Source organism: Phenylobacterium sp., from assembly GCF_965284355.1.
GTDB lineage: Bacteria > Pseudomonadota > Alphaproteobacteria > Caulobacterales > Caulobacteraceae > Phenylobacterium.
In genome coordinates this window covers 839,874-861,663 of sequence record NZ_OZ260078.1, presented here as the reverse complement: position 1 = coordinate 861,663, position 21,790 = coordinate 839,874, and the positions used below count along the sequence as shown (strand labels likewise).

19 protein-coding genes are annotated in these 21,790 nt (G+C 69.2%); 12 read left to right on the top strand and 7 right to left on the bottom strand.

Going from position 1 to position 21,790, the window contains the following annotated elements:
- Window positions 1-102 precede the first annotated feature (102 nt).
- A complete protein-coding gene (locus ACQ66R_RS04295; RefSeq protein ID WP_430419543.1) occupies window positions 103-2,112 on the top strand; it encodes a hypothetical protein in 2,010 nt (669 codons plus the stop codon).
- A 154-nt stretch (window positions 2,113-2,266) separates the two neighbouring features.
- Here the strand turns inward: ACQ66R_RS04295 and ACQ66R_RS04290 are convergent, their stop codons facing one another.
- Together ACQ66R_RS04290 and ACQ66R_RS04285 are read right to left on the bottom strand one after the other, a co-directional pair.
- Entirely contained in the window at window positions 2,267-3,547 is a 1,281-nt protein-coding gene (locus ACQ66R_RS04290; RefSeq protein WP_430419541.1) for an MFS transporter, read from the bottom strand.
- A 6-nt stretch (window positions 3,548-3,553) separates the two neighbouring features.
- Window positions 3,554-4,396 (bottom strand): 2-keto-4-pentenoate hydratase, encoded by an 843-nt coding sequence (locus ACQ66R_RS04285; RefSeq protein ID WP_430419540.1) that lies wholly within the window; start codon window positions 4,394-4,396, stop codon window positions 3,554-3,556.
- Between the two features lie 225 nt (window positions 4,397-4,621).
- On the opposite strand from ACQ66R_RS04285, the gene uxaC reads away from it, so the two are divergent.
- Genes uxaC through ACQ66R_RS04260 form a run of 5 tightly spaced genes read left to right on the top strand, consistent with a single transcriptional unit; the run spans window position 4,622 to window position 9,502 of the window.
- On the top strand, window positions 4,622-6,070 hold the full coding sequence (gene uxaC, locus ACQ66R_RS04280) for a glucuronate isomerase (RefSeq protein WP_430419538.1): 1,449 nt from the start codon (window positions 4,622-4,624) through the stop codon (window positions 6,068-6,070).
- Window positions 6,071-6,083: 13 nt separating this feature from the next.
- Window positions 6,084-6,920 (top strand): 5-dehydro-4-deoxy-D-glucuronate isomerase, encoded by an 837-nt coding sequence (gene kduI / locus ACQ66R_RS04275; RefSeq protein ID WP_293365117.1) that lies wholly within the window; start codon window positions 6,084-6,086, stop codon window positions 6,918-6,920.
- Window positions 6,921-7,679 (top strand): 2-dehydro-3-deoxy-D-gluconate 5-dehydrogenase KduD, encoded by a 759-nt coding sequence (kduD, locus tag ACQ66R_RS04270; RefSeq protein WP_430419536.1) that lies wholly within the window; start codon window positions 6,921-6,923, stop codon window positions 7,677-7,679.
- A gap of 33 nt (window positions 7,680-7,712) precedes the next feature.
- Entirely contained in the window at window positions 7,713-8,384 is a 672-nt protein-coding gene (locus ACQ66R_RS04265; RefSeq protein WP_430419534.1) for a bifunctional 4-hydroxy-2-oxoglutarate aldolase/2-dehydro-3-deoxy-phosphogluconate aldolase, read from the top strand.
- A gap of 5 nt (window positions 8,385-8,389) precedes the next feature.
- Window positions 8,390-9,502, top strand: a complete 1,113-nt coding sequence (locus tag ACQ66R_RS04260; RefSeq protein ID WP_430419532.1) for a PfkB family carbohydrate kinase — start codon at window positions 8,390-8,392, stop codon at window positions 9,500-9,502.
- 57 nt (window positions 9,503-9,559) lie between these two features.
- Here ACQ66R_RS04260 and ACQ66R_RS04255 read toward each other — a convergent pair whose 3' ends face one another.
- The 4 genes from ACQ66R_RS04255 to ACQ66R_RS04240 form a co-directional block, all read right to left on the bottom strand.
- Window positions 9,560-10,021, bottom strand: a complete 462-nt coding sequence (locus ACQ66R_RS04255) for a hypothetical protein (RefSeq protein WP_430419530.1) — start codon at window positions 10,019-10,021, stop codon at window positions 9,560-9,562.
- A gap of 207 nt (window positions 10,022-10,228) precedes the next feature.
- Entirely contained in the window at window positions 10,229-10,732 is a 504-nt protein-coding gene (locus tag ACQ66R_RS04250) for a hypothetical protein (RefSeq protein ID WP_430419528.1), read from the bottom strand.
- 299 nt (window positions 10,733-11,031) lie between these two features.
- Window positions 11,032-11,199: a YdcH family protein gene (locus tag ACQ66R_RS04245; RefSeq protein WP_430419526.1), complete on the bottom strand. Its 168-nt coding sequence runs from the start codon at window positions 11,197-11,199 to the stop codon at window positions 11,032-11,034.
- A gap of 253 nt (window positions 11,200-11,452) precedes the next feature.
- The gene (locus ACQ66R_RS04240) at window positions 11,453-12,991 is read right to left on the bottom strand and encodes a carboxylesterase/lipase family protein (protein ID WP_430419524.1); all 1,539 of its coding nucleotides are present in this window, start codon (window positions 12,989-12,991) and stop codon (window positions 11,453-11,455) included.
- 117 nt (window positions 12,992-13,108) lie between these two features.
- On the opposite strand from ACQ66R_RS04240, the gene ACQ66R_RS04235 reads away from it, so the two are divergent.
- The 3 genes from ACQ66R_RS04235 to ACQ66R_RS04225 all read left to right on the top strand — a co-directional run bounded on the left by ACQ66R_RS04235 (window position 13,109) and on the right by ACQ66R_RS04225 (window position 16,093).
- Entirely contained in the window at window positions 13,109-14,731 is a 1,623-nt protein-coding gene (locus ACQ66R_RS04235; protein ID WP_430419522.1) for a pectate lyase, read from the top strand.
- Between the two features lie 198 nt (window positions 14,732-14,929).
- On the top strand, window positions 14,930-15,355 hold the full coding sequence (locus ACQ66R_RS04230) for a hypothetical protein (RefSeq protein ID WP_430419520.1): 426 nt from the start codon (window positions 14,930-14,932) through the stop codon (window positions 15,353-15,355).
- 24 nt (window positions 15,356-15,379) lie between these two features.
- Entirely contained in the window at window positions 15,380-16,093 is a 714-nt protein-coding gene (locus ACQ66R_RS04225; protein WP_430419519.1) for a class I SAM-dependent methyltransferase, read from the top strand.
- Here ACQ66R_RS04225 and ACQ66R_RS04220 read toward each other — a convergent pair.
- The gene (locus tag ACQ66R_RS04220; protein ID WP_430419518.1) at window positions 16,080-17,054 is read right to left on the bottom strand and encodes an alpha/beta hydrolase; all 975 of its coding nucleotides are present in this window, start codon (window positions 17,052-17,054) and stop codon (window positions 16,080-16,082) included. The genes ACQ66R_RS04225 and ACQ66R_RS04220 overlap by 14 nt on opposite strands.
- A 47-nt stretch (window positions 17,055-17,101) precedes the next feature.
- Here ACQ66R_RS04220 and ACQ66R_RS04215 point away from each other — a divergent pair, with 47 nt between their 5' ends.
- The 3 genes from ACQ66R_RS04215 to ACQ66R_RS04205 all read left to right on the top strand — a co-directional run bounded on the left by ACQ66R_RS04215 (window position 17,102) and on the right by ACQ66R_RS04205 (window position 21,544).
- Window positions 17,102-18,088 carry a DUF885 family protein gene (locus tag ACQ66R_RS04215; RefSeq protein ID WP_430419516.1) on the top strand — a complete coding sequence of 329 codons (987 nt, stop codon included), beginning with the start codon at window positions 17,102-17,104 and terminating at the stop codon, window positions 18,086-18,088.
- Entirely contained in the window at window positions 18,088-20,739 is a 2,652-nt protein-coding gene (gene ppc / locus ACQ66R_RS04210; protein WP_430419515.1) for a phosphoenolpyruvate carboxylase, read from the top strand. The genes ACQ66R_RS04215 and ppc overlap by 1 nt, the downstream gene beginning before the upstream one ends.
- 193 nt (window positions 20,740-20,932) lie before the next feature.
- A complete protein-coding gene (locus ACQ66R_RS04205) occupies window positions 20,933-21,544 on the top strand; it encodes a hypothetical protein (RefSeq protein WP_430419513.1) in 612 nt (203 codons plus the stop codon).
- The last annotated feature ends 246 nt before the right edge of the window (window positions 21,545-21,790 follow it).

Here is a 21,790-nt window from a genome sequence, read left to right as displayed (position 1 = left end):
TATATCGTAAGTGCTTCGTGACGGCGTCAAGCCGTCAGCGCGATGAGACTTAAGGCAGGTCCGGGCGCGGAGCACGGGGAAGAACCGCTGGGGGAGCCGTCCATGGCCATTTCGAAGAACATGACGCGAGCCGGGCTGGCCGCCTTGCTGGCGACGGCGGCGATGGGCGCCATGCTGGCCGGTGGCGCGACGGCGCAGGGCCCGGCGGCGCAGGCGGTGGACGACTTCGTCCTGCCCGACCAGCACTACCTGGCCCGTCAGCTCTACCGGATGGGCGACGCCAAGGCGGTGGTGTTGATCACCTACGCCTCGGGCGACGCGACCGTGCGCAAGGAGGCCGGGGCCTATGAGGCGCTGAAGGCCGCCTACAAGGCCAAGGGCGTGGAGGTCATGATGCTGGCCTCGAAGCTGGGCGAGACCCGCGAGAAGGTGGCGCCCGAGGCCAAGGCGCTCGGGATCTCCATGCCCATCCTGTTCGACTACGACCAGCTGATCGGCGAGGGCCTGAACGTCACCCGCGCCGCCGAGGTGATCGTCGTCGACCCGAAATCGTGGACCGTGGCCTATCGAGGCCCGGTGGACGGCGCGGCCGTCGCGCTCGACGCCCTGGTGGCCGGGAACAAGCCCTCGCTGGTGGTGCGCGCGGCGACCGGCGGCGCCATCGCCTTCCCCGAGCGGGGCCGGGCGCACGAGAAGATCAGCTACACCGCGACCATCGCTCCGATCGTCGAGAAGAAGTGCGCCACCTGCCACCAGCCGGGCGGCATCGGGCCCATGCCGCTCAACAGCTACGAGCAGGTGAAGGGCTTCTCGCCGATGATCCGCGAGGTGATCCGCACCAAGCGCATGCCGCCCTACCTGGCCGATCCCACCGTGGGCGCCTTCGCCCATGACGACCGGCTGACCGCGGCCGAGATCAAGACCCTGGTCCACTGGGTCGAAGCCGGTGCGCCGCGCGGCAAGGGCGACGACCCGCTGGCCAAGATCAAGTTCGAGGCGCCCGACTGGCCCCTGGGCAAGCCCGACGTCATCGTCGAGATTCCGGAAGCCAAGATCCCGGCGACCGGCGTCATGGAATACCAGCGGCCGGTGGTGCCCAGCGTGCTCACCGAAGGCCGCTGGATGAAGGCCACCACCTTCCGCGTCACCGACCGCCAGGTGGTGCACCACATCCTGACCGGCGTGGTCGACGGCGAGCAGAAGCCCGGCGCCACAGCCACGGAATCGCAGTGGGGCGCGTCGCTGGGCGGCTACGGCCCGGGCCGTGGCTCGAACATTTCGCCCCCTGGAACCGGCACCTGGGTGCCGCCGTCGGGCGGCATCGCCTTCCAGAACCACTACACGCCCTACGGCAGGGAGACGGTCGAGAAGACCCAGATGGGCCTCTACTTCTACCCGAAGGGGCAGGAGCCGACGTACGTGCTGCGCACCTTCGGCATCTTCGACTTCTCGCTGGTGATCCCGCCGGGCGAGGAGTGGCATCAGGAGAGCGCGTACATCGCCGTGCCCAAGGAGATGGTGCTGTACGGGCTGACCCCGCACGCCCACCATCGCGGCGGCTCGGTGCAGGTCGCGGTGATCTATCCTGACGGCAAGGAGCAGAAGCTGCTGTCCCTGCCGCGCTACGAGTTCGAGTGGCAGTACGAGTACTTCCTGAAGGACCCGCTGAAGATCCCGGCGGGCTCGAAGGTGGTCACCCGCTGGACTTTCGACAACTCGACTCGCAACCCGTCCAACCCCGATCCCACCAAGCGGGTCACCTGGGGCGAGCAGTCCTCTGAAGAGATGCTGGCGCTTTATCTCCACTACCGGTGGACGGACGAGACCGTCGCCAATCAGAAGCCCGACAACGACAAGCTGATGCAGGCCGGGCTGATGATGGGCGTCATGGACGACGACATGAACGCCAAGCTGACGCCGGCCGAGCTCAAGGGGAACCTGGGCGAGAACATCAACAAGTACTTCGCCATGATCGACGCCAACAAGGACGGCGGCGTCGACCAGAAGGAGCTGGACGCGGCGCTGAAGATGATGCCGCGCGGTCGTCGCGGCGCGGCGCCCACCGCCAGCGCGACGCCCACCCCGGCGGGCGGGGTCCCGGGCGGGCAGTAAATCTACATACCTCTGGACGTCATGGCCGGGCTTGTCCCGGCCACCCAGATACGAGGCGTGTGAAACGAAAAGCGCCAGCGTCGCGGATCATCCCGCAAAGCCGGCGCTTCTGGGTCCCCGGGACAAGCCCGGGGATGACGATCTTGGTTGAAAGCTAGATCTTCACCGGCTCCATCCTGGGCGTGAGGATGTGCACGACCAGCAGGGCCAGCAGGTAGGCCGAGGCGGCGATGACGAAGATCGGCGTGTAGGTGCCGAGGTCCTCGAGGACGGCGCCGATGTACTTCGAGAACACCATCCCCCCAACAGCGCCCACCATGCCGCCGATGCCGACGACCGAGCCCACGGCCGACCGAGGGAACACGTCGCTGGGGAGGGTGTAGAGGTTGGCCGAGAAGCCCTGGTGGGCGGCGGTGGCGACACCGATGATCAGGACCGCGACCCAGAGGTTCGAGGCCAGAGCCGCGCCAGCGACCGGCACGGCCAGCAGGGCGCAGATCAGCATCGTGACCTTGCGCGCCCGGTTGATCGACCAGCCCATCTTCATGAACCGCGACGACAGCCAGCCGCCGCCGACGCTGCCGACGTCCGACAGCAGGTAGATGGCCACCAGCGGCGGGCCGAAGGTCTTCAGGTCGAGCCCGTGGCGCTTGCCCAGGAAGTCGGGCAGCCAGAAGAGGAACATCCACCAGATCGGGTCGATCAGGAACTTGCCGATCGCGTAGGCCCAGGTCTCGCGGTAGCCGAGCAGCTTGATCCACGGAACCTTCTCGGCGGGGTCGGCCGGGTCGCTCTCGATGTGCGCGAGTTCGGCGGTCGAGACCTTCTTATGCTCGCGCGGGCGGCGGTAGAGCAGGAGCCAGATCGGCAGCCAGACGAGCCCCATCAGGCCCGTGATGATGAAGGTCATCTGCCAGCCGAAAGCCAGGGTCAGCGCCGGGATGAGCAGCGGGGTGACGATGGCGCCGATGTTGGTGCCGGCGTTGAAGATCCCCGTCGCGAACGCGCGTTCCTTCTTGGGGAACCACTCAGCTACGGCCTTGATGCCGGCCGGGAAGGCGCCGCCTTCACCCAGGCCCAGGATCACGCGCGAGGCGATGAAGCCGCCGAAGGAGCTGGCCGCCGCCGTAGCCATATGGCCGACCTGCCAGATCGCAAACGCGATGCCGAAGCCGAAACGGGCGCCGATCTTGTCGATGATCCGACCCCAGGCGAGGTAGGCGATGGCGTAGGCGCACTGGAACCAGAAGACGAGGTCGGCGTAGTTCGTCTCGCTCCAGCCGAACTCGGCCGTGAGGTCGGCCTTGAGCAGGCCCAGGGCCTGACGATCGACGTAGTTGATCACCATCGCGGTGAACAACAGGGCCACGACGACCCAGCGATATCGGCCGGTTGCGGCGGAGGGGCCGGGGCGCGGGGCGTCTTCGGCGGTCATTTCGGTCTACTCCTCCCGGGCTCCGGCGGGCCTGGCCGGAACCGCAACGCAGCGGATCTCCTCAAGGTCGCCGAAGGTGATGCGGGCCGTTTGTCCGGCCTCGATGTCATGGATGCCGCTGGCGGCGCCGGTGGTCACCAGCTGTCCGGCCTTCAGCGGGCGGCCGCGCCCGGCGCAAGCCGCCATCAGGAATGCGAGCGAGGCGGGGGGGCCGCCGGGGATGGAGGCGGGCGTGCCTTCGCCCACCAGCTGGCCCTCGACCCAGGCGTGGCACGGCGGAACCTCGTCGGCCCGTTCGCGCCAGTTCGGAACCACGCGCCCCAGGATCAAGCCGGCGTTGTTGCCGAAGTCCGACGCCACGACGCGCGGCCCCAGGATGTTGATGGTCGCCAGCGGGCTGCCGGCGAACTCCACGCCCACCAGAAGATCGCCCACATAGTCGAGGGCTTCCTCGGGCGTCCAGTCCAGCTTGCCGGCCGGGGCGTCGCGCCCCATGCGGTAGATGTATTCGGCCTCCACGGCGGCGAATCCCCCCGCGATCACAGGCAGCGGCGTGGGGGCGGCGGGGTCGGCGGTCCAGACATGGCCGGCGAACACCGGACCCATCACACGCTCGGCCGCAAGCTCGGCCTGCAGCTCCAGGGGTATGCGGCCGACCTTCCAGCCGACCACAGGCTCGGGCCAGAGTTCGATGGCGGCCTCCTGGACGCGGTAGCCTTCGGCCATGCCGGCCGGCAGGTCGCCCGGGAAGCCGGGGAGGGCGCGCGCGGCCCGGCGCGCATCCACCAACTGGCGGGCGATCTGGGCCGGATCAAACGCGGTCGCGGGCGTCGCCGCGGGAACGGTCACGAGTTGTCGTCCTCCGGCCGGGCCTTGTCACCAGGCGCGCGGCATTGTCGTTGGGCCGCTGTCCGGCCGGGTCGAGCGCACATTGTGGCAGAAGGTAACCGGTGTCAATTTACTCCGAACGCGACAATCCGGCCGTCATGCGCTAGTCGGTCAGGCTTGGCGCAAATGGCTTGCGCCGGGAAATGACACCGGTTACCTAACTCGGATCGAGGAGGAAACGGCCGGATGACAAGGCCCCTACAGCTCAATCCGGACCGGCTGTTCCCTGCTGAGCCCGCGACCCGGGCCGTGGCGCGCCGCCTGTATGCCGCCGTGAAGACCCTGCCGATCATCAGCCCTCACGGGCACACCGATCCGGAGTGGTTCGCGGGGGACGCGCCGTTCGCGAACGCCGCCGAGCTTCTGCTGGCGCCCGACCACTACCTCTACCGCATGCTCTATTCGCAGGGCGTCTCGCTGGAGAGCCTGGGCGTGCCGTCGCGCAAGGGGCCGTCCGGCGCTGACCCGCGGGCCGCCTGGCGCATCTTCGCCGCCAACCAGCACCTGTTCCGCGGCACGCCGTCGGCCATGTGGCTGGGCCATGTGTTCGCCGAGGTGTTCGGCTTCGACGTCGCGCTGGAGAGCGCCACCGCCGACCTCTACTTCGACCGCATCAACGAGGCGCTGACGACGCCGGGCTTCCGGCCGCGGGCGCTGTTCGAGCGGTTCAACATCGAGCTGCTGGCCACCACCGAGTCGCCGACCGATCCGCTGAAGCACCACAAGGCGACGCGGGCGTCGGGCTGGAAGGGCCGGGTGGTCACCGCCTATCGCCCCGATCCGGTGCTGGACCCGGAGCACGAGGATTTCACCCACGAGATCGAGCGGTTCGGCGAGATGACCGGGCAGGACGTGCACTCGTGGAAGGGTTACCTCGAAGCTCATCGCATCCGCCGCGCCGCGTTCATGGAAATGGGCGCTACGTCCACCGACCACGGCCATCCGACGGCGATGACCGCCGACCTGTCAAATGTAGATGTTCACGACCTGTTCCGCAAGGTGCTGAGCGGCGTGTTCACGCCGGCCGAGGCCGAGCTGTTCCGGGCGCAGATGCTGACCGAGATGGCCAAGATGAGCCTCGACGACGGGCTGGTCATGCAGGTCCACCCCGGCAGCTTCCGCAACCACAACCGCTGGCTCCACGGGACCTTCGGCCGCGACAAGGGCGCCGACATCCCCACCCGCACCGACTACGTCCGCGCGCTGAAGCCGCTGCTGGACAAGCTGGGCAACGATCCGCGGCTGTCGATCATCGTCTTCACGCTGGACGAGAGCAGCTATGCGCGCGAGCTGGCCCCGCTGGCCGGGCACTATCCGTGCCTGAAACTGGGGCCGGCCTGGTGGTTCCACGACAGCCCGGAGGGCATGCGCCGGTTCCGCGAGCAGACCACCGAGACGGCGGGCTTCTACAACACCGTCGGTTTCAACGACGACACGCGGGCCTTCCTGTCGATCCCGGCCCGCCATGACGTGGCCCGGCGGGTCGACGCGAGCTTCCTCGCGCGCCTCGTCGTCGAGCATCGCATCTCTGAGGACGACGCGGCCGAGACCGTCGTCGACCTCGCCTACAACCTGCCCAAGCGGGCCTACAAACTCGACGAGCCGGCGGCCAAGCCCGCCTCAGAGCTGGTCTGACGGGAGGACGACCTTGTTCAAGCGCATCTACCACGCGACCCATCCGGACATGATGGAGGGCGTTGACAACGAGACCCTCCGCCAGCGCTACCTGGTGCAGGACCTGTTCACCGCCGGCGAGGTGGTGCTGAACTACACCCACTACGAGCGCTTCGTGATCGGCGGCGCCGCCCCGGCGAAGACCGCCATCAAGCTGCCCGACCAGACCGAGCCCGAGAGCGCCAAGGGCCATCCGTTCCTGGAACGCCGTGAGATGGGGATTATCAACGTCTCGGACGTCGCTGGCGTGGTGACGGTCGACGGGACGGCGCACGCGCTGGCGCCGCGCGACTGCCTGTATGTGACCATGGGCGCCAAGGACGTGACCTTCGAGGGCGAGGGCGCGCGCTTCTACCTGGTGTCGACGCCGGCGCATGCGGCGTTCGAGACCAAGAAGCTGGCGCTGGCCGATGCGGTGCCGCTGGAGCGCGGCGCGCTGGAGACGTCCAACGAGCGGACGATCTATCAGCTGGTGGTGCCGCAGACCTGCAAGTCGGCGCAGCTGCTGCTGGGGCTCACGATCCTCAACACCGGCAGCGTGTGGAACACCATGCCGCCGCACCTGCATGACCGTCGCAGCGAGATCTACTTCTACTTCGGGCTGGGCGAGAACGACCGGGTCTTCCACTTCATGGGCGAGCCGGACAACGCGCGACACATCGTCATGGCCAACGAGGAGGCGGTGATGTCGCCGCCGTGGTCGATCCACATGGGCTCGGGCACGTCGAACTACGCCTTCATCTGGGCCATGGGCGGCGAGAACCTCGACTACACCGACATGAACGTCCTCGACATCTGCCAGCTGAAGTAGATGACCAGCCCTTTCGATCTCACCGGCCAGGTCGCTCTGGTCACCGGCGCCAACACGGGCCTGGGTCAGGCGATCGCCGTCGGTCTGGCGCAGGCGGGCGCGGATATCGTGGCCGTGGGGCGCAGCGCGTCGGACGAGACGGCGACCCTGGTGGAAGCCGCGGGCCGCAGGCTGTTCCAGGTGAAGGCCGACCTCTCGACGACCGAGCCGATCGAGCGGGTCGTGTTCGAGGCCTATGCCGCGGCGGGCCGCCTGGACATCCTGGTCAACAACGCCGGCATCATCCGCCGAGCCGACAGCCTGGATTTCACCGAAGAGGACTGGGACGCGGTGGTGAACACCAACCTCAAGACGGTGTTCTTCCTCAGCCAGGCGGTGGCGAGGCGTTGGGTCGCGGACAACCGCGGCGGCAAGATCATCAACGTCGTCTCGATGCTGAGCTTCCAGGGCGGGCTGCGGGTGCCCTCGTACACGGCCTCGAAGAGCGGGCTGGCGGGGATCACCAAGACGCTGTGCAACGAGTGGGCGGCCAAGGGCATCAACGTCAACGGCCTGGCCCCCGGCTACTTCGCCACCAACAACACCGCCCAGCTGCAGGCCGACGAGGTGCGCAACCGGCAGATCCTGGAGCGCATCCCGGCGGGCCGCTGGGGCACGCCCGAGGACCTGGCCGGCGCTGCGGTCTTCCTGGCGAGCCGGGCGGCGGATTACATGCACGGCGCCATCGTCCCCGTGGACGGCGGCTGGCTGGCGCGCTGACGCGCGGCCCGCGCATCTCAAGGAGTACGCCTGATGGCTCGTGACCGCCTGAAAGTCCTGTCCGCGATGATCGACCAGGGGGTGATCCCGGTCTTCTACCACCCGGACGTGGAGGTCTGCTCGAAGGTGATCCAGGCCTGCGCCAACGGCGGGGCCAAGTGCATCGAGTTCACCAATCGCGGCGACTTCGCCGCCCACGTGTTCCTGGAGGTCACCCGCCACTTCGCCAAGGCCGACCCCAGCGTGATCATGGGCGTGGGCTCGATCGTCGATGCGCCGACCGCCGGGATCTACATCGCCAACGGCGCGAACTTCGTCGTGGGCCCGATGACCAACGCCGAGGTGGCGCGGCTCTGCAACCGCCGGGGCATCGCGTACTCGCCCGGCTGCGGCTCGGCCACCGAGATCAGCGAGGCCCAGGAGCTGGGCGTCGAGATCGTCAAGGTGTTCCCGGGCGGGTCGGTCGGCGGGCCCGAGTTCGTGAAGAACGTCCTGGGCCCCATGCCCTGGACCAAGATCATGCCGACGGGCGGGGTCGAGGCGACCGAGGAGTCGCTGAAGGCCTGGTTCGGCGCGGGCATCGTCGCCTGCGGCATCGGCTCGAACCTCATCACCAAGGCCCTGCTCGACGCGCAGGACTACGACGGCATCGAGACGCGCGTGCGCGAGACGGTGCAGCTCATCAGGAAGATCAAGGGGAACTGAGGACCATGGCGACTGCGGGCGACGTGCTGAACATCCGGTCGGCTGACGAGTGCAAGTGGGACTGCGCCGCGTTCGGCGAGGTCATGCTGCGCTTCGATCCGGGCCACGGCCGTGTGCGCAACGCCCGCCAGTTCCAGGTCTGGGAAGGCGGCGGCGAGTACAACGTGGCCCGCGCCATGCGCAAGTGCTGGGGCAAGCGCGCCACCCACGTCACGGCGCTGCCGAACAACGACCTCGGCTGGCTGGTCGAGGACCTGATGATGCAGGGCGGCGTGGACCAGTCGCACCTGATCTGGCGCGACTTCGACGGCATCGGCCGCAACACCCGCGTTGGCCTGAACTTCACCGAGAAGGGCTTCGGCATCCGGCCGGCGCTGGGCACGTCGGACCGCGGCCACTCGGCGGCGTCGCAGATCCGCCCCGGCGAGGTGAACTGGGAGAGGCTGTTCGGCGAGGAGGGCGTGCGCTGGTTCCACACGGGCGGCATCTTCGCGGCGCTGGCGTCGAACACGGCCGAGGCGGTGATCGAGGCGGTCGAGGTCGCGCGGAAGTACGGGACGATCGTGTCCTACGACCTGAACTATCGCGCCTCGCTCTGGAAGAGCCAGGGCGGCAAGGAGGCGGCCCAGAAGGTCAACCGCCACATCGCCCAGTACGTCGACGTGATGATCGGCAACGAAGAGGATTTCACTGCCTGCCTGGGCTTCGAGGTCGAGGGGCTGGACGAGCACATCAGCGACATCGACCCGGCCAACTTCAAGGCGATGATCCGGGCCTGCACGAACCACTTCACCAACTTCAAGGTGGCGGCGACCACGCTGCGCAACGCCAAGACCGCCAGCGTCAACGACTGGTCGGCGGTGATCTGGGCGGGCGGCGAGTTCTACCAGTCGCGCACCCGCGAGAACCTCGAGATCTACGACCGCGTCGGCGGCGGCGACGGCTTCGCCTCGGGCCTGGCCTATGGGTTCCTGGAGGGCCTGGGCCCGCAGATGGCTGTGGAGTACGGCGCGGCGCACGGGGCGCTGGCTATGACGACGCCGGGGGATACGTCGATGGTGCGGGCGGCCGAGGTGGAGACCGCGATCAAGTCGAAGGGCGCGCGGGTCATCCGGTAGGCGGTGGCGCCGAGCGAACGTCCTGCGGTTCGCTGAGCGGTTGGTGGCGGACGTTGGTTAGACGTGCGCCTTCGCCCACGCGCCCTCGATCTTCTGCCGCGCCGCCTCAAGGGCGTCTGCATCATCGTCCGAGCAGTCGGAGGCAGAGTAGGCAAGCAGCAGCGCCGCGCGTTGGGCCTCATACGCACTGATCGTCCACATCAGTCGCAAGCCTTCTTCCCAGGCAAGAGGGGCATCGGCAATGAGTGCTTCGGCACATTGGATGAGAGCAGGTTTCAACGGGTGGTTCGGACCCGCACACCACTCCGCCAGAAGCTCGCGGAGCCGACCTTCCCTGGGACGGTCATCCACGAACGGTGGTCTGCATATCTCGTTCAACACGCAGCAAGCCGCGTTGAGAGAGATCGACCATCCGCGTTCGATCAGCGCGGAGGCGGCCGCCGCATCGTCGTACGGAAATCTACCTGCGTCGAAAGCCGCGGCGAACAGCGCTTCCGATGGCGCATCGTGGAGAACCATCTGGCGGATTTCACAGGTCAGGGGACGAAGCACAAGCGGTAGGGCCAAACGTCGCCTCAGGGGCGACGTTGCCACGCGCCTTGTCCTCCCACCGCATCGCGGGGGGAGGTTCGAGCAAGTCATTCGTGTCGGAGGGCGCTCTGAGGCCGGCGTGGCTGGGTCCCGGGTCTGCGCGCTCTGCGAGCGCTGCGCCCGGGATGACGGGCCTCAGGACGTGTTGACGACGCGGAGCGTGGCGCCGGTGAGGAGGGCGGCGCGGCCGGCGAGGTGCGCGGCGGGGGCCTGGAGGGCCGGGATGGCGGCCAGGGCCGGCGTTCGGGAGACGACGGTGAGGTCGCGGGCGATACGGGCCTTGCAGACCTGGGGGTCGTCGTGGAGGCGCTCGACGCCGGTGGCGAAGCGCTCGTTCCAGTCGGGTCGTTCGGTCCAGTCGGCGCGTTCGTCGTCGTGACGGGGCGCGCGGACGTCAGTGGATGGGGCGCGCGCCGGGCGTTCAGGCGCGACGGTTCCGGCGGCGAAGCGAGCGCGGAGCGCCAGCGACTGGCGGATCCCGCGGCCGATCTTCGTGTAGGCACGGGCCAGGGCGACGAGGGGTTCGGTGTCGGTGGTGGCGAGCGCGGCGGCATGCACCTGGCGAGCCATGTCCAGGCCGAGCTGGGCGAGCTCCAGGAGGAGGGCCTGTTCGGCGGAGGTGTCGGCGGCGGCGCCCATGAACAAAATAAGAACATAGATCGTAGGGGAAGTCAAGCCTCGCGCCCGTTACAGGGCCATTGGATATGGCTCGTGCCATTTGCCCCTCCCTCCTTGTTCAGGCCGGAGAGATCCGTGACGGGTGTTCGGAGACATCCGTGACAGGTCGAGTGTGATGATTTTGGGCGCGTAGGTCGAACACCCTCGCGGTGAGGGGGCGGCGGTGAGGGTGCGAAATTTCGGGCTGAAAGCTGACACCCCCACTCCCAACCCTCTCCCCGCAAGGGGGAGAGGGCTTTCTCGGTGGGGGCCGCGGTCGGCTACAGCGCCTGCTCGGCCTGGACGATTTGTTCCTTGAGCCTGAGTTTCTGTCGCTTGAGCGCGCGGACGGCGAGATCGTCGGAGCTCGGGCTGCGGGCTTCGAGGGAGATCTTAGCGTCCAGGTCCTGATGCTTGCGGGTCAGCTGCAGCAGGTGTTGGCGGCTCATGCGCGATGTCCTCGCCGGAGCGCGACGGCAGTGTCGCGGACGCCGGTCTCATGCATTTGGGCAGGGATTCCCGAGGCATTGGTAAAGATCACGGGAATGTGCTCGCAGAGGCTGCCCGTTCTCCTCACCCGTAGGGGGAGGGGGACCATGCGCAGCATGGTGGACGCGGTGCGCCCAAGCTCGGAGTCTGACATCGCTCCCCCTCCACCGCCCTTCGGGCGGTCCCCCTCCCCCTGCGGGTGCGGAGGGGGAGTTAGGTTCCGGCTTGGACGAACGGGACCTTTTCGAACAGCTTTCGCTCGGCGCCGCGCGGATCGTCGGCGAGCGCGGAGGGCGTGTTGAACACCATCGTTTGGCGGCGCTGGAGATCGTAGGGCTCCCACGTCGGGATCGCCGGGCAGTTCGGGTCGCCGGCCTTTGCGAAGGCCAGGAAGGCGTCGCTCATCTGGTCCGCCATGGCCTGGGCGTCGGGGCCCTTCGCGGTCGCGCCGGGTTTGGCCAGATTGTCGAAGACCATCTGGATGTCGCTGGCGTGGCCGGCGCGCAGGCGCTCGCCGTTCGCGGGGTAGTCGAACTGGTAGACGAAGGCCGGAGTCCCGGCCCTGGCGCGCTCCTCGGCCTCGATGATCGCGGCGCGCCACGAGCGGGCGGCGGTGGTGGCGGCGAACAGGACGTCGCTGGGCGAATAGTCGGGGTAGAGGCGTCGGTACGCGGCGATCACCGTGGCCGGGTCGATATCGACGCGCATGTTGGCCTGGGTGAGCTTGGCGGGCAGGCCGTCCCAGCCGACGGTGAAGTTGCCGTGGTCGCCGCCGAGGAAGGCGCGGGTCTCGTCGTGGGTGTTGCCGATGATCATGGGGATCGCCGCCGATTGGGCGGGGGCGTCCGGGTAGAAGGGGTGGCGCTTCAGGCTGCGCTCGTCGAGCACGGGGCCGAAGTAGAGGCCGCCGAAGCCCAGGACGGGATCCTCGGCGGCGAGGCCTTCCACAACGCGTTCGGCGGGGAGAGCGGCGAGTTCGCCCGCCTGCTCGGGCTTGAGCTTCAGCGCGTCGAGGAGGGCCAGGGTGCGGCGGTGCGCGTTGCCGGGGCCTGACGCGGTGACCTGCTGGCCGCTCATGGTGGCGGCGCGGTGGAAGAGACCGGCGGCCTTGGGCGTGGCCATGAGGGTGGCGATCTTGGCGCCGCCGCCCGACTGGCCGAACACCATGACCTTGGACGGGTCACCCCCGAAGTTGGCGATGTTCGCCTTCACCCAGTCGAGGGCGAGGATCAGGTCGAGCTGGCCCGCGTTGCCGCTGTCGGCCAGCTCGGGGACCAGGCGGGCGAGGTAGGCGTAGCCGAAGGCGTTCAGGCGGTGGTTCACGGTCACCACCACCACGTCGCCGCGCCTGCAAAGCCGCACGCCGTCGTAGAGCGGGGCCGAGCCCGAGCCTGAGGAGTAGGCGCCGCCGTGGACGTAGACCATGACCGGGCGCGCGCCGGTCAGGGCCGGCGTCCAGACGTTGAGGAACAGGCAGTCCTCGCTGCGTGGCTCGTCGCTGCGGCCACGTTGGGGAGAGGCTGCGCCATAGGCGGTGGTCTCGAGCACACCCTTCCAAGGCGCGGGCGGGGCGGGGGGCTGGAAGCGGCGCGGGCCGGTGTCGGCGCCGTAGCGCACGCCGCGGAACGCCAGGACCCCGTCGTCGATGTAACCCCGCACACGGCCATGGGCGGTGGCGGCGACCGGCGAGGCCTGTGGCTGGGCGGCGCGGGCGCTCCAGGACAGGCTGGCCAGACCAACCCCTGCCGCCATCGCGTTTCGCCGGGTAAGCTCGGCTGCCATGGAATCCGCTCTGTTTTCTGCTGTTCCGACACTATGACACCGGTAGCAATTCGCGCTACACCGCAATCAAAGCGGAAGGAAACGCGTATGTTGCGGAGCGTGCTGGCCGGCGTAATCGGCGCCGTGGCAATGGTTCTGGCCGGGTCGGCCGTGGCGCAATCGCCGGCAAAGGGCGCGCCCGGCCGGGCCCAGACGCTGGCGGCCATGAAGACGGCGACCACCTTCATGGTCGAGAAGGTGTCCACGAACGGCGGCTATGTGTGGTCGTACACGGCAGACCTGTCGCGCCGCTGGGGCGAGCTGGAAGCCAAGCCCAGCATGATCTGGGTGCAGCCGCCGGGGACCGGCACGATGGGCCATGTCTTCCTCGACGCCTATCACGCCACGGGGGACGAGTATTACTACCGCGCCGCCGAAAAGGCCGCCGAGGCGCTGATCTGGGGTCAGCATGCGAGCGGCGGCTGGCACTACATGATCGACTTCGGCGGCGAGGCCTCGATGAAGGACTGGTACGCCACCTATGGCCGCAACGCCTGGCGGATGGAGGAATTCCAGCACTACTGGGGCAACGCCACCTTCGACGACGCGGGCACGTCGGAGGCGATGCAGTTCCTGCTGCGGCTCTATGTGGAGAAGCGTGATCCCAAGTGGCGTCCGGCGCTGGAGAAGGCGATCGATTTCGTCCTGAAGAGCCAGTACCCGGTGGGCGGTTGGCCCCAGCGCTATCCCCTGCAGCACGAGTTCGTGCACCACGGGCGGGCGGACTACACCAGCTACATCACCTTCAACGACGACGTGGCCGGCGAGAACATCAAGTTCCTGGTGATGGTGTATCAGGCGCTGGGCGATGCCCGGGCCCTGGCGGCGGTGAGCCGGGCGATGGGCAGCTTCCTGGTGACCCAGCAGGGCCAACCGCAGCCGGCGTGGGGCCTGCAGCACACGGTGGACGACCTGAAGCCGGCGGCGGCGCGCAGCTATGAGCCCAAGGCGTTCGCGACGCACACGACCGCCAACAACCTCAGCCAGCTGATGACCTTCTACGAGTTGACCGGCGAGACGAAGTATCTGGCCCGTGTGGGCGAGGGGCTGGACTGGCTGGAGAAGGTGAAGCTGGACCAGCCGACGGCGGACGGGCGCACGCACCCCACCTTCATAGAGATCGGGACCGATCGGCCGCTCTACGTGCACCGGCGGGGGTCGAACGTGGAGAACGGGGAATACTACGTCGACTACAGCCGCGAGCGGACGCTGGCGCACTACGGCGCCTACCGGAAGATCGACGTGGCGAAGATGCGGGCGCGGCTGGAGAAGCTGCGCGCGTCGGACCCGGCGAAGGTGACGAAGGACTCGCCGCTGATGGCGCGCAATCTCGTTCCGCTGCCGAAGTTTTTCGCGACGCGGGACCTGGAGACCTCAGACCTGAACCTGAAGGCGCCGGCCGGCAAGACGGTCGACGGCGGGCAGGCGCAGAAGCTGGTGAGCGGGCTGAACCGCGAGGGCTACTGGCCGACCCCGCTGATGGCGACGAGCAACCCCTACACGGGCGCCAAGCCGCCGGCGACGCACGATGGGGACTATGCGACGACCCATGTGGGCGACGCGACCGACACCTCGCCGTATCCGACCGACAAGCCGGCGATGGGGATCTCGACCGGGGCGTACATCCAGAACATGACCACGCTGATCGACTGGCTGGACCGGGCGAAGTAGGGCCTACCCCCTGAACGTCATGGCCGGGCTTGTCCCGGCCACCCAGAAGCGCCGCCGTTTGTGATGGAGCGCGGCGGCCATGCCGTGCGCCCTGCTGCCATCGCCTCGTATCTGGGTGGCCGGGACATGCCCGGCCATGACGAGCTTTAAGGTGGGGGGTGTTCCGACTACCTTCCGGGCCGTACCGGAGATTCCAACATGCGCGTCCGATTGATCGCTCTCGGCCTGGCCCTGTTCGGCGGCGCGGCTGTGGCCCAGGTGATGAACCACGACCTGCCGGTACAGGCGATCATGGCGACGGCGGTGAACCCCGGGGCGCTGGCGTTCTGGGCCGGGGGCAACGATCCGCCCGAGAACGAGAGCAAGGCCGAGGCCGCCGCCCGCTGGGACGAGGCGGTCAAGGGCGCTCAGGTCATGCAGGCGCAGGGCGAGGCGCTGAAGCAGTACAGCCGGCCGGGCCGATGGAACGAGTTCGCCCAGATGATGATCGACGTGTCGAAGGAAGGCGAGGCCGCGGCCAGAGCCAAGGACGCCGAGAAGGCGTTCGAGATCGGCGGGCGGCTCTACGACAGCTGCAACGGCTGCCACAAGACCTACATCCCGCCGGTTCCTAGGCCGCAGTAGCCCCTTGATCGCCCGACGGCCTGCATGAACGGCTTCTACGAACAAGACCTCGCCGACATCCACGCGGACGCCTTCGAGGCGCTCGCCGCAGCGGCGTCTGAGACCTTGTTGAAGGTCCTGCCCGTAGGCGCGCCCTCGAAGCGGGTTCTCGATCTCGGCTGCGGCGCGGGCCCGCTGAGCCAGCGGCTCGGAGCCAGGGGATTCTCCACCTGGGGGCTTGACCTGTCGCCGGCCTTGATCGCGTTGGCGCGCAAGCGGATGCCACAGGCCGAGTTCCACTGTGGCTCCGTGCTTGAGGCGGAGTTTCCGCAGGCTGTGGCGGTCGCCGCGGCGGGCGAAGTGTTCAACTATGCGACCGCGCGGCAGGCCGACGGGTTGTCTCGCGTGTTTCGGCGGGTGTTCGACGCGTTGGAGCCCGAGGGCGTGTTCCTCTTCGACCTGGCTGGGCCCGGGCGCGTGGGCGCGGGAAGGGGCTTCACGGAAGCGGCGTCCTGGGCCGTCGGCCTCATCGCCGAGGAAAGCGGCGACGAACTGGTGCGGAAGATCACCACGTTCCGGGACGCCGGCGACGGCGTCTGGAGCCGCTCATATGAAGAGCATCGCCTGCGATTGTGGCCGGTGGCGGAGGTGATGACGCAGCTGGTCTCCTGCGGGTTCCGCGTGGAGGAACTGCCCGGCTACGACGGCATGGCGATGCCGCCGTCTCTGCACGTCTATCTTGCGGTCAAGCCGGGGTGACGCCCGGGGCGTCAGCGACCGCGCGCCAGAGGAATCCCCGCCGCCCGAGCCAGCTCACCAGCAGGTCGGGCCAGGCGGCCGCGGGTCTGCCCTGGGCCAGGCGGATGCCGAAGCCGTGGCCGCCTTCCTCGAAGATGTGGGCCTCGGCGCGGACCTTGGCCGTCCGAAGCGCCGCCAGGTAGTTGAGCGCGTTCTCGACGGGCACGGATGTGTCGTCAGCGGCGTGGACCAGGAACGTGGGCGGGGTCTCGGCCGTCACTTGGCGGTGCGGTGAGTACTTCGCTTCGGCTTCGGGGGTGGGGGAGGGGCCCAGCAGCGCCGCGCGGGAGCCGACGTGCGCGAAGGGCCTCGCCATGTCGATCACGGGGTAGAGCAGCGCCGAGAGGTCGGGCCGCGCCGACTGGCCGTCGGCGGCGTCGATGGGGGCGTAGACGGGGCGGGCGAACCCGGTGGCCAGCGAGGCGGCGACGTGGCCGCCGGCCGAGCAGCCGAGGGCCAGAACACGCCTGAAGCTTTGGGCTCGGATGAGGCGGATGGCGCGCTGGGCGTCCTGGAGGGGCGCGTCGGAGGCGTCGACCCAGCCTTCCTTCGGCAGCCGGTAGCGCAGGACGAAGCAGGTGACCCCGGCTTCGGCGAGGCGGCGGGCGACCTCGAAGCCCTCCTTGTCGATCACCACGCGGATGTAGCCGCCGCCGGGGGCGATCAGGGCGGCCGCGCCGTTGGGCCGGGCGGGGCGGAAGACGGTCATCAGCGGCTCGCCGATGTCGGTGGCGTAGCGGTCCTGCCAGCCGGTGGTCGCGATGCGATCGGTGATCTTTGTGACGGGCAGGACGGGGGGCGCGCCGGGCGGGCGACGCGGCCACAGCTTCACGATCTCGGTGGGGTCCGAGGTCTGCGCCAGCGCGGGCGTCGCGGCGGCCGCCGAGGCGAGCGAAATCAGCGATCTGCGGTCGATTTGCATAATGACACCGGTAGCATTCGTGATTTCAGGGGGCTAGATGGAGCGTGATGCTGAGCCGTCGAACCGTGATCGCCTCCGCTGCCGCGCTGACCGCCACGGGTACGGCGAAGGCCGATGGCGGCTACGCCAAGGCGCTGTCCGAGGCGTGGGGCGGGTCGCTGGATCCCCTGGAGGCGCACGCTCGGGCAAAGGCGGAGGCGGTTCGGCTGCAACGCAGCGCGGACGTGCTGCTGCGCCGGGAAGGCCTGAGGCGCGGAACGGTCGCCGAACGCCTGCGCGAACTGGCGGCGGACCCGCGCGACCTCTACCCGGACGACGACGCCGGCCGCGACCGGGCGGTGGCCGACATGAACCGCAGCCTGGCGACGTTGCGGCCCAGGCTGGCCATCGCGTTCGGTGGCCTGGCGATCCCGCCCGCTGAGGTGCGCCGGATGTCGCGCGACGACGAGGCCAAGGGCCGGGGCGGGTATCGCGAGCCGCCGGCCTACTATGTCGATCTGAAAGCGATCCGCGAGCGGCCGTCCTGGACCCTGCCCAGCGTCGCGTTCCACGAGACCGCGCCCGGCCATGCGCTGCAGGCGTCGCTGCAGTCGGCCGATCCGGCCCGGCAGCGGTGGTTCGGCGTCTATTCCGAGGCCTGGGCGACCTATGCCGAGCAACTGGCGGCGGACCTGGGCGTCTATGCCGACGATCCGCGGGGCGAGATCGGGTCGCTGCACTGGCGGCTATTCCGGCTGGCCCGGGTGATCGCCGACACGGGGCAGGGGGCTCTGGGCTGGAGTGTCGAGCGGGCGGCGGTCGAGATGCGTGAGCTGCAGGGCCGCGACATCGCGTTCGCCGCCATCGCGGCCGATGCGGCGCGGATGCGGGCCCAGCCGGGCGTGTTCGCCGCGCAAGGTCTGGGGGCCCTGGAGATCGCCCGGCTTCGGCCGCGGGACACCGCGCGCTGGCCGGCGTTCCATCGCGCGATCCTGGCTGACGGTCCCTGGCCGTGCGCTATGCTTGCTGCCGTTGCGAAGGGTTGGAGTCGCTGATGGATATGAAGTTGGCGCCCCCTCAGTTGGGTCAGGCCCTGCCGCGCGGCGCGGGCGAGGCGGTCCACTATCTCGAGGACGTCCTCGAGGAGGTGATCGACTATCTCGACGGCGACGAGGCCGCGGCCCTGGTCAAACGCGCCCGCGACGTGGCGCGCCAGGACGACGAGGAGGCGCTGGAGGCGCTGTTTTCCAGCCTGCGGCCGGATCAGGCGGTGTACCTGGCGCGGGCCTTCACCTGCGCCTCGATGCTGTCGAACCTGGGCGAGGACGTCGCCGGTCGTCGGCGGCTGATCGAGGCCGAGGAACTGCCGGGCGAACTGCCGCGCACCCTGGCAGAGGCCGCCGATCGGGTGGGCGAGCGCGCCGCGGGCCGACTGATCCCGCGCATGGCCGTGGCGCCCGTGCTGACAGCGCACCCCACCGAGGTGCGCCGCCGCGCGGTGGTGGAGCGCGAGGCCGAGATCTCGCGGCTGATGTCGCTGCGCACCCATCGGCTGCCGCCGCACGTGGAGAAGCGCCTGCGCGAGGACCTGTTCCGCGAGGTGGCCTTGCTGTGGAAGGCGCGGATGCATCGGCCCGAGCGGCTGACGCCCGCCGACGAGATCCGCAACTCGCTGGCCATCGTGCGCCGCTCGATCCTGCCGGCGCTGGTCGAGCTGTACGACGGCTGGAGCGAGCGGTTCGAGACGGCGACCCCGCTGACGCTGGGGTCGTGGCTGGGCGGCGACCGGGACGGGCACCCCGGCGTCAGCGGCGAGACCCTCAAGCTGGCCCTGCGCTCGCAGGCGCGGCTGATCCTGAACCACTATTTCGACGAGGTCCGGAAGCTGTGGTTCGACCTGGCCGTCACGTCCGACCTGGCGCCGGCTAGTCTGGGCGTGCTGGCGCTGGCGGGGGCGTCGACCGACCACTCGGTGCATCGCCAGGACGAGCCGTACCGCCAGGCGCTGCAGGAAATCTCGAACCGCCTCTCGGCCACGACCGACAAGCTGGCCGACACCAACTGGGGCAGCCGCTCGGCGCCCTACGCCAGCGCGGCGGAGTTCGTGGCCGACCTGGAGACCATCCGCCAATCGATCCGCAAGCACCTGGGCGATCGGGTGATCGGGGCGCGGCTGCGCACCCTCATCGCGGTGGCGCGCGCGTGCGGCTTCCACCTGCTGTCGCTGGACCTGCGCCAGAACGCCGACGTGCACGAGCGGATCATCCACGAGCTGTACGTCCGCGCATCGGTGAATATCGACTACCTGGGTTCGGACGAGGCCGAGCGGGTGCGGGTGCTCACCAAGGAACTCAGCCACGACCGGCCGCTGCGCTCGCCGTTCCTGGACTATTCCGAAGAGACCATGCGCGAGCTGGGCACGCTGGACGCGGCGGCCGAGGTCGTTCGGCTGTACGGCGAGAAGGCGCTGTCCAGCTACATCATCTCGAAGACCGCCACGCTGTCCGACGTGCTGGAGCCGCTGGTGCTGCTGAAGCAGGCGGGGCTGGTGCAGGGCGGCGACAAGGGCCGCAGCGCGATCCGCATCACGCCGCTGCTGGAGACCATCGGCGACCTCGAGTTCGGACCCGAACTGCTGCGCCAGTGGCTGGCGCTGGACCTGCCGCCGGCGCTGTTCGGCGAGGCCGGCTGGCGCGAGGTGATGCTGGGCTATTCCGACTCCAACAAGGACGGCGGCTACGTGGCCTCGCGGCACAATGTGGCCAAGGCGGCCCAGACGCTGTCGGCCCAGGCGCGGACCGAGGGCTACGACCTCTGGTACTTCCACGGCCGTGGCGGCTCGGTGGGCCGGGGCGGCGGGCCGGCGGCCCAGGCCGTGCTGGCGCAGCCTCCGGGCACGGTGAAGGGCCGCCTGCGCCTGACCGAACAGGGCGAGATGATCTCGCGGCGGTTCGGCGACCAGCCGACGGCGCGGCGTAACCTGGAGAGCCTGGCGGCCTCGGTGCTGATGGCAAGCGCGCGGCCCGACGAGGGCGCGCCGGCCTCGCCGATGCTGGAGACGCTGTCGGCGGCCTCGTTCGCGGCCTATCGGGCGCTGGTCTACGACGATCCGGGGTTCGAGGACTTCTTCTGGAACGCCACGCCGATTTCCGAGATCGTCGGGCTGAACATCGGCAGCCGCCCGGCTTCACGCACGCCCAGCCGTCGGATCGAGGATCTGCGGGCGATCCCGTGGGTGTTCTCGTGGTCGCAGGCGCGCTTCATGCTGCCGGCCTGGTTCGGCTTCGCCGGTGGGGCGGCGAGGGCGGGTCTAACGGCGGCCGACCTGAAAGCCCTGGCCGAGGACAACGTGTTCGCCACCATGGTCTCGAACATGGAAGTGGCGCTGGCGCAGTCCGACATGGCGATCGCGGCCAAGTACGCGGCGCTGCATCCCCGGGGTAAGCCGATCTTCGAGAAGATCCGCGCCGAGCATGACGCGGCGATCGAGCTGGTGCTGGCGATCCGCGGCGGGACGCGGCTGTTGGACAATCACCTGGAGATGGCCGAGTCCGTGGCCCTGGCCGCCGAGGTGGTGGATCCGCTGAACCACCTGCAGGTCGAGCTGCTGGCGCGGCGGAGGGCGGGCGATGACGACCCGCAGCTGAAGCTGGCCATCCAGCTGACGGTGGCAGGCGTGGCGTCGGGCCTGCGGAACACGGGGTGAGCGCTGTGCTGTGGCAGCGCCCCCTCCACCGCTTCGCGGTCCCCCTCCCCCGCAAGCGGGTGAGGAACTGGGGCCAATCGATCCGCACAAGTTCCTCCCCCATGCCAATGGGGGAGGGGGACCACGAAGTGGTGGAGGGGGCGTTGGGTTTGATTGCCATATCGCCGCCCACTTGCTGGGCGAACGGGGCGCCATGCGCACACTGATCCTCGCCGCTTTCCTGACCCTTCCCGCCGCCGCGGCCCATGCCGACCCGGTGCAGGAGGCGCGGTCGGCGACGGCGGCCTGTCTGGCGGCGGTGATCGACGGGGCGCCGGTGGAGGACATCGACGGCGACGACGTTTCGATCCGGCGCGGCCAGGATCCGGTCAGCTGCACGGTGCGGGTCACGGCGGGCGAACCGGTTCTCATCCGAGACGCGGTGCAGGTGGCGATGAAGCGTCGCGCCGAGATCTTCTCCCTGGCCAGGAGCGCCTGGACGCCGGGCGAGTGGGCGACGCGCGAGACCTATTGCAACATCCCGGGCCGTCGCGCGCTGGCGGTGTTCGTGAGCACGTCGAAGCCGGGACGCCAGCCGGTGCTGACCGCGACCGTGTTCGAGGCCAAGGCGCGCGACCAGCGCTGTGATCGCGACCTGGGCGTCCAGCAGATCGCGGCCAACGCTCCGACGCCGGGGACCGAGACGGCAGCCGAGGCGCCGAAGGCCGAAGCGACCCGGTCCGACATCGCCACCCTCGACCCGCCTCCGCCGAAGAAGACGAAGAAGAGCCTCCGCAGCCGTCTGGGGCTGGGGAAGAAGGACTGAGCTTTCCCGTCTCTCATTCTTTCTCGAACGTCATGGCCGGGCTTGTCCCGGCCACCCAGATACGAGGCGCTTGCAGCAGGGTTGTTCGGCCTGGCCGCCGTCGCTTTCCTGGCAGACGACGGCGCTTCTGGGTGGCCGGGACAAGCCCGGCCATGACGTTCCAGTTGATGGGGCGCCCGAGATCGCGCGTCAGGCCCTGGTCATTGGGGCTACCGCCCAGGGGCGGCTCCGTTCCAAGATGGGGCC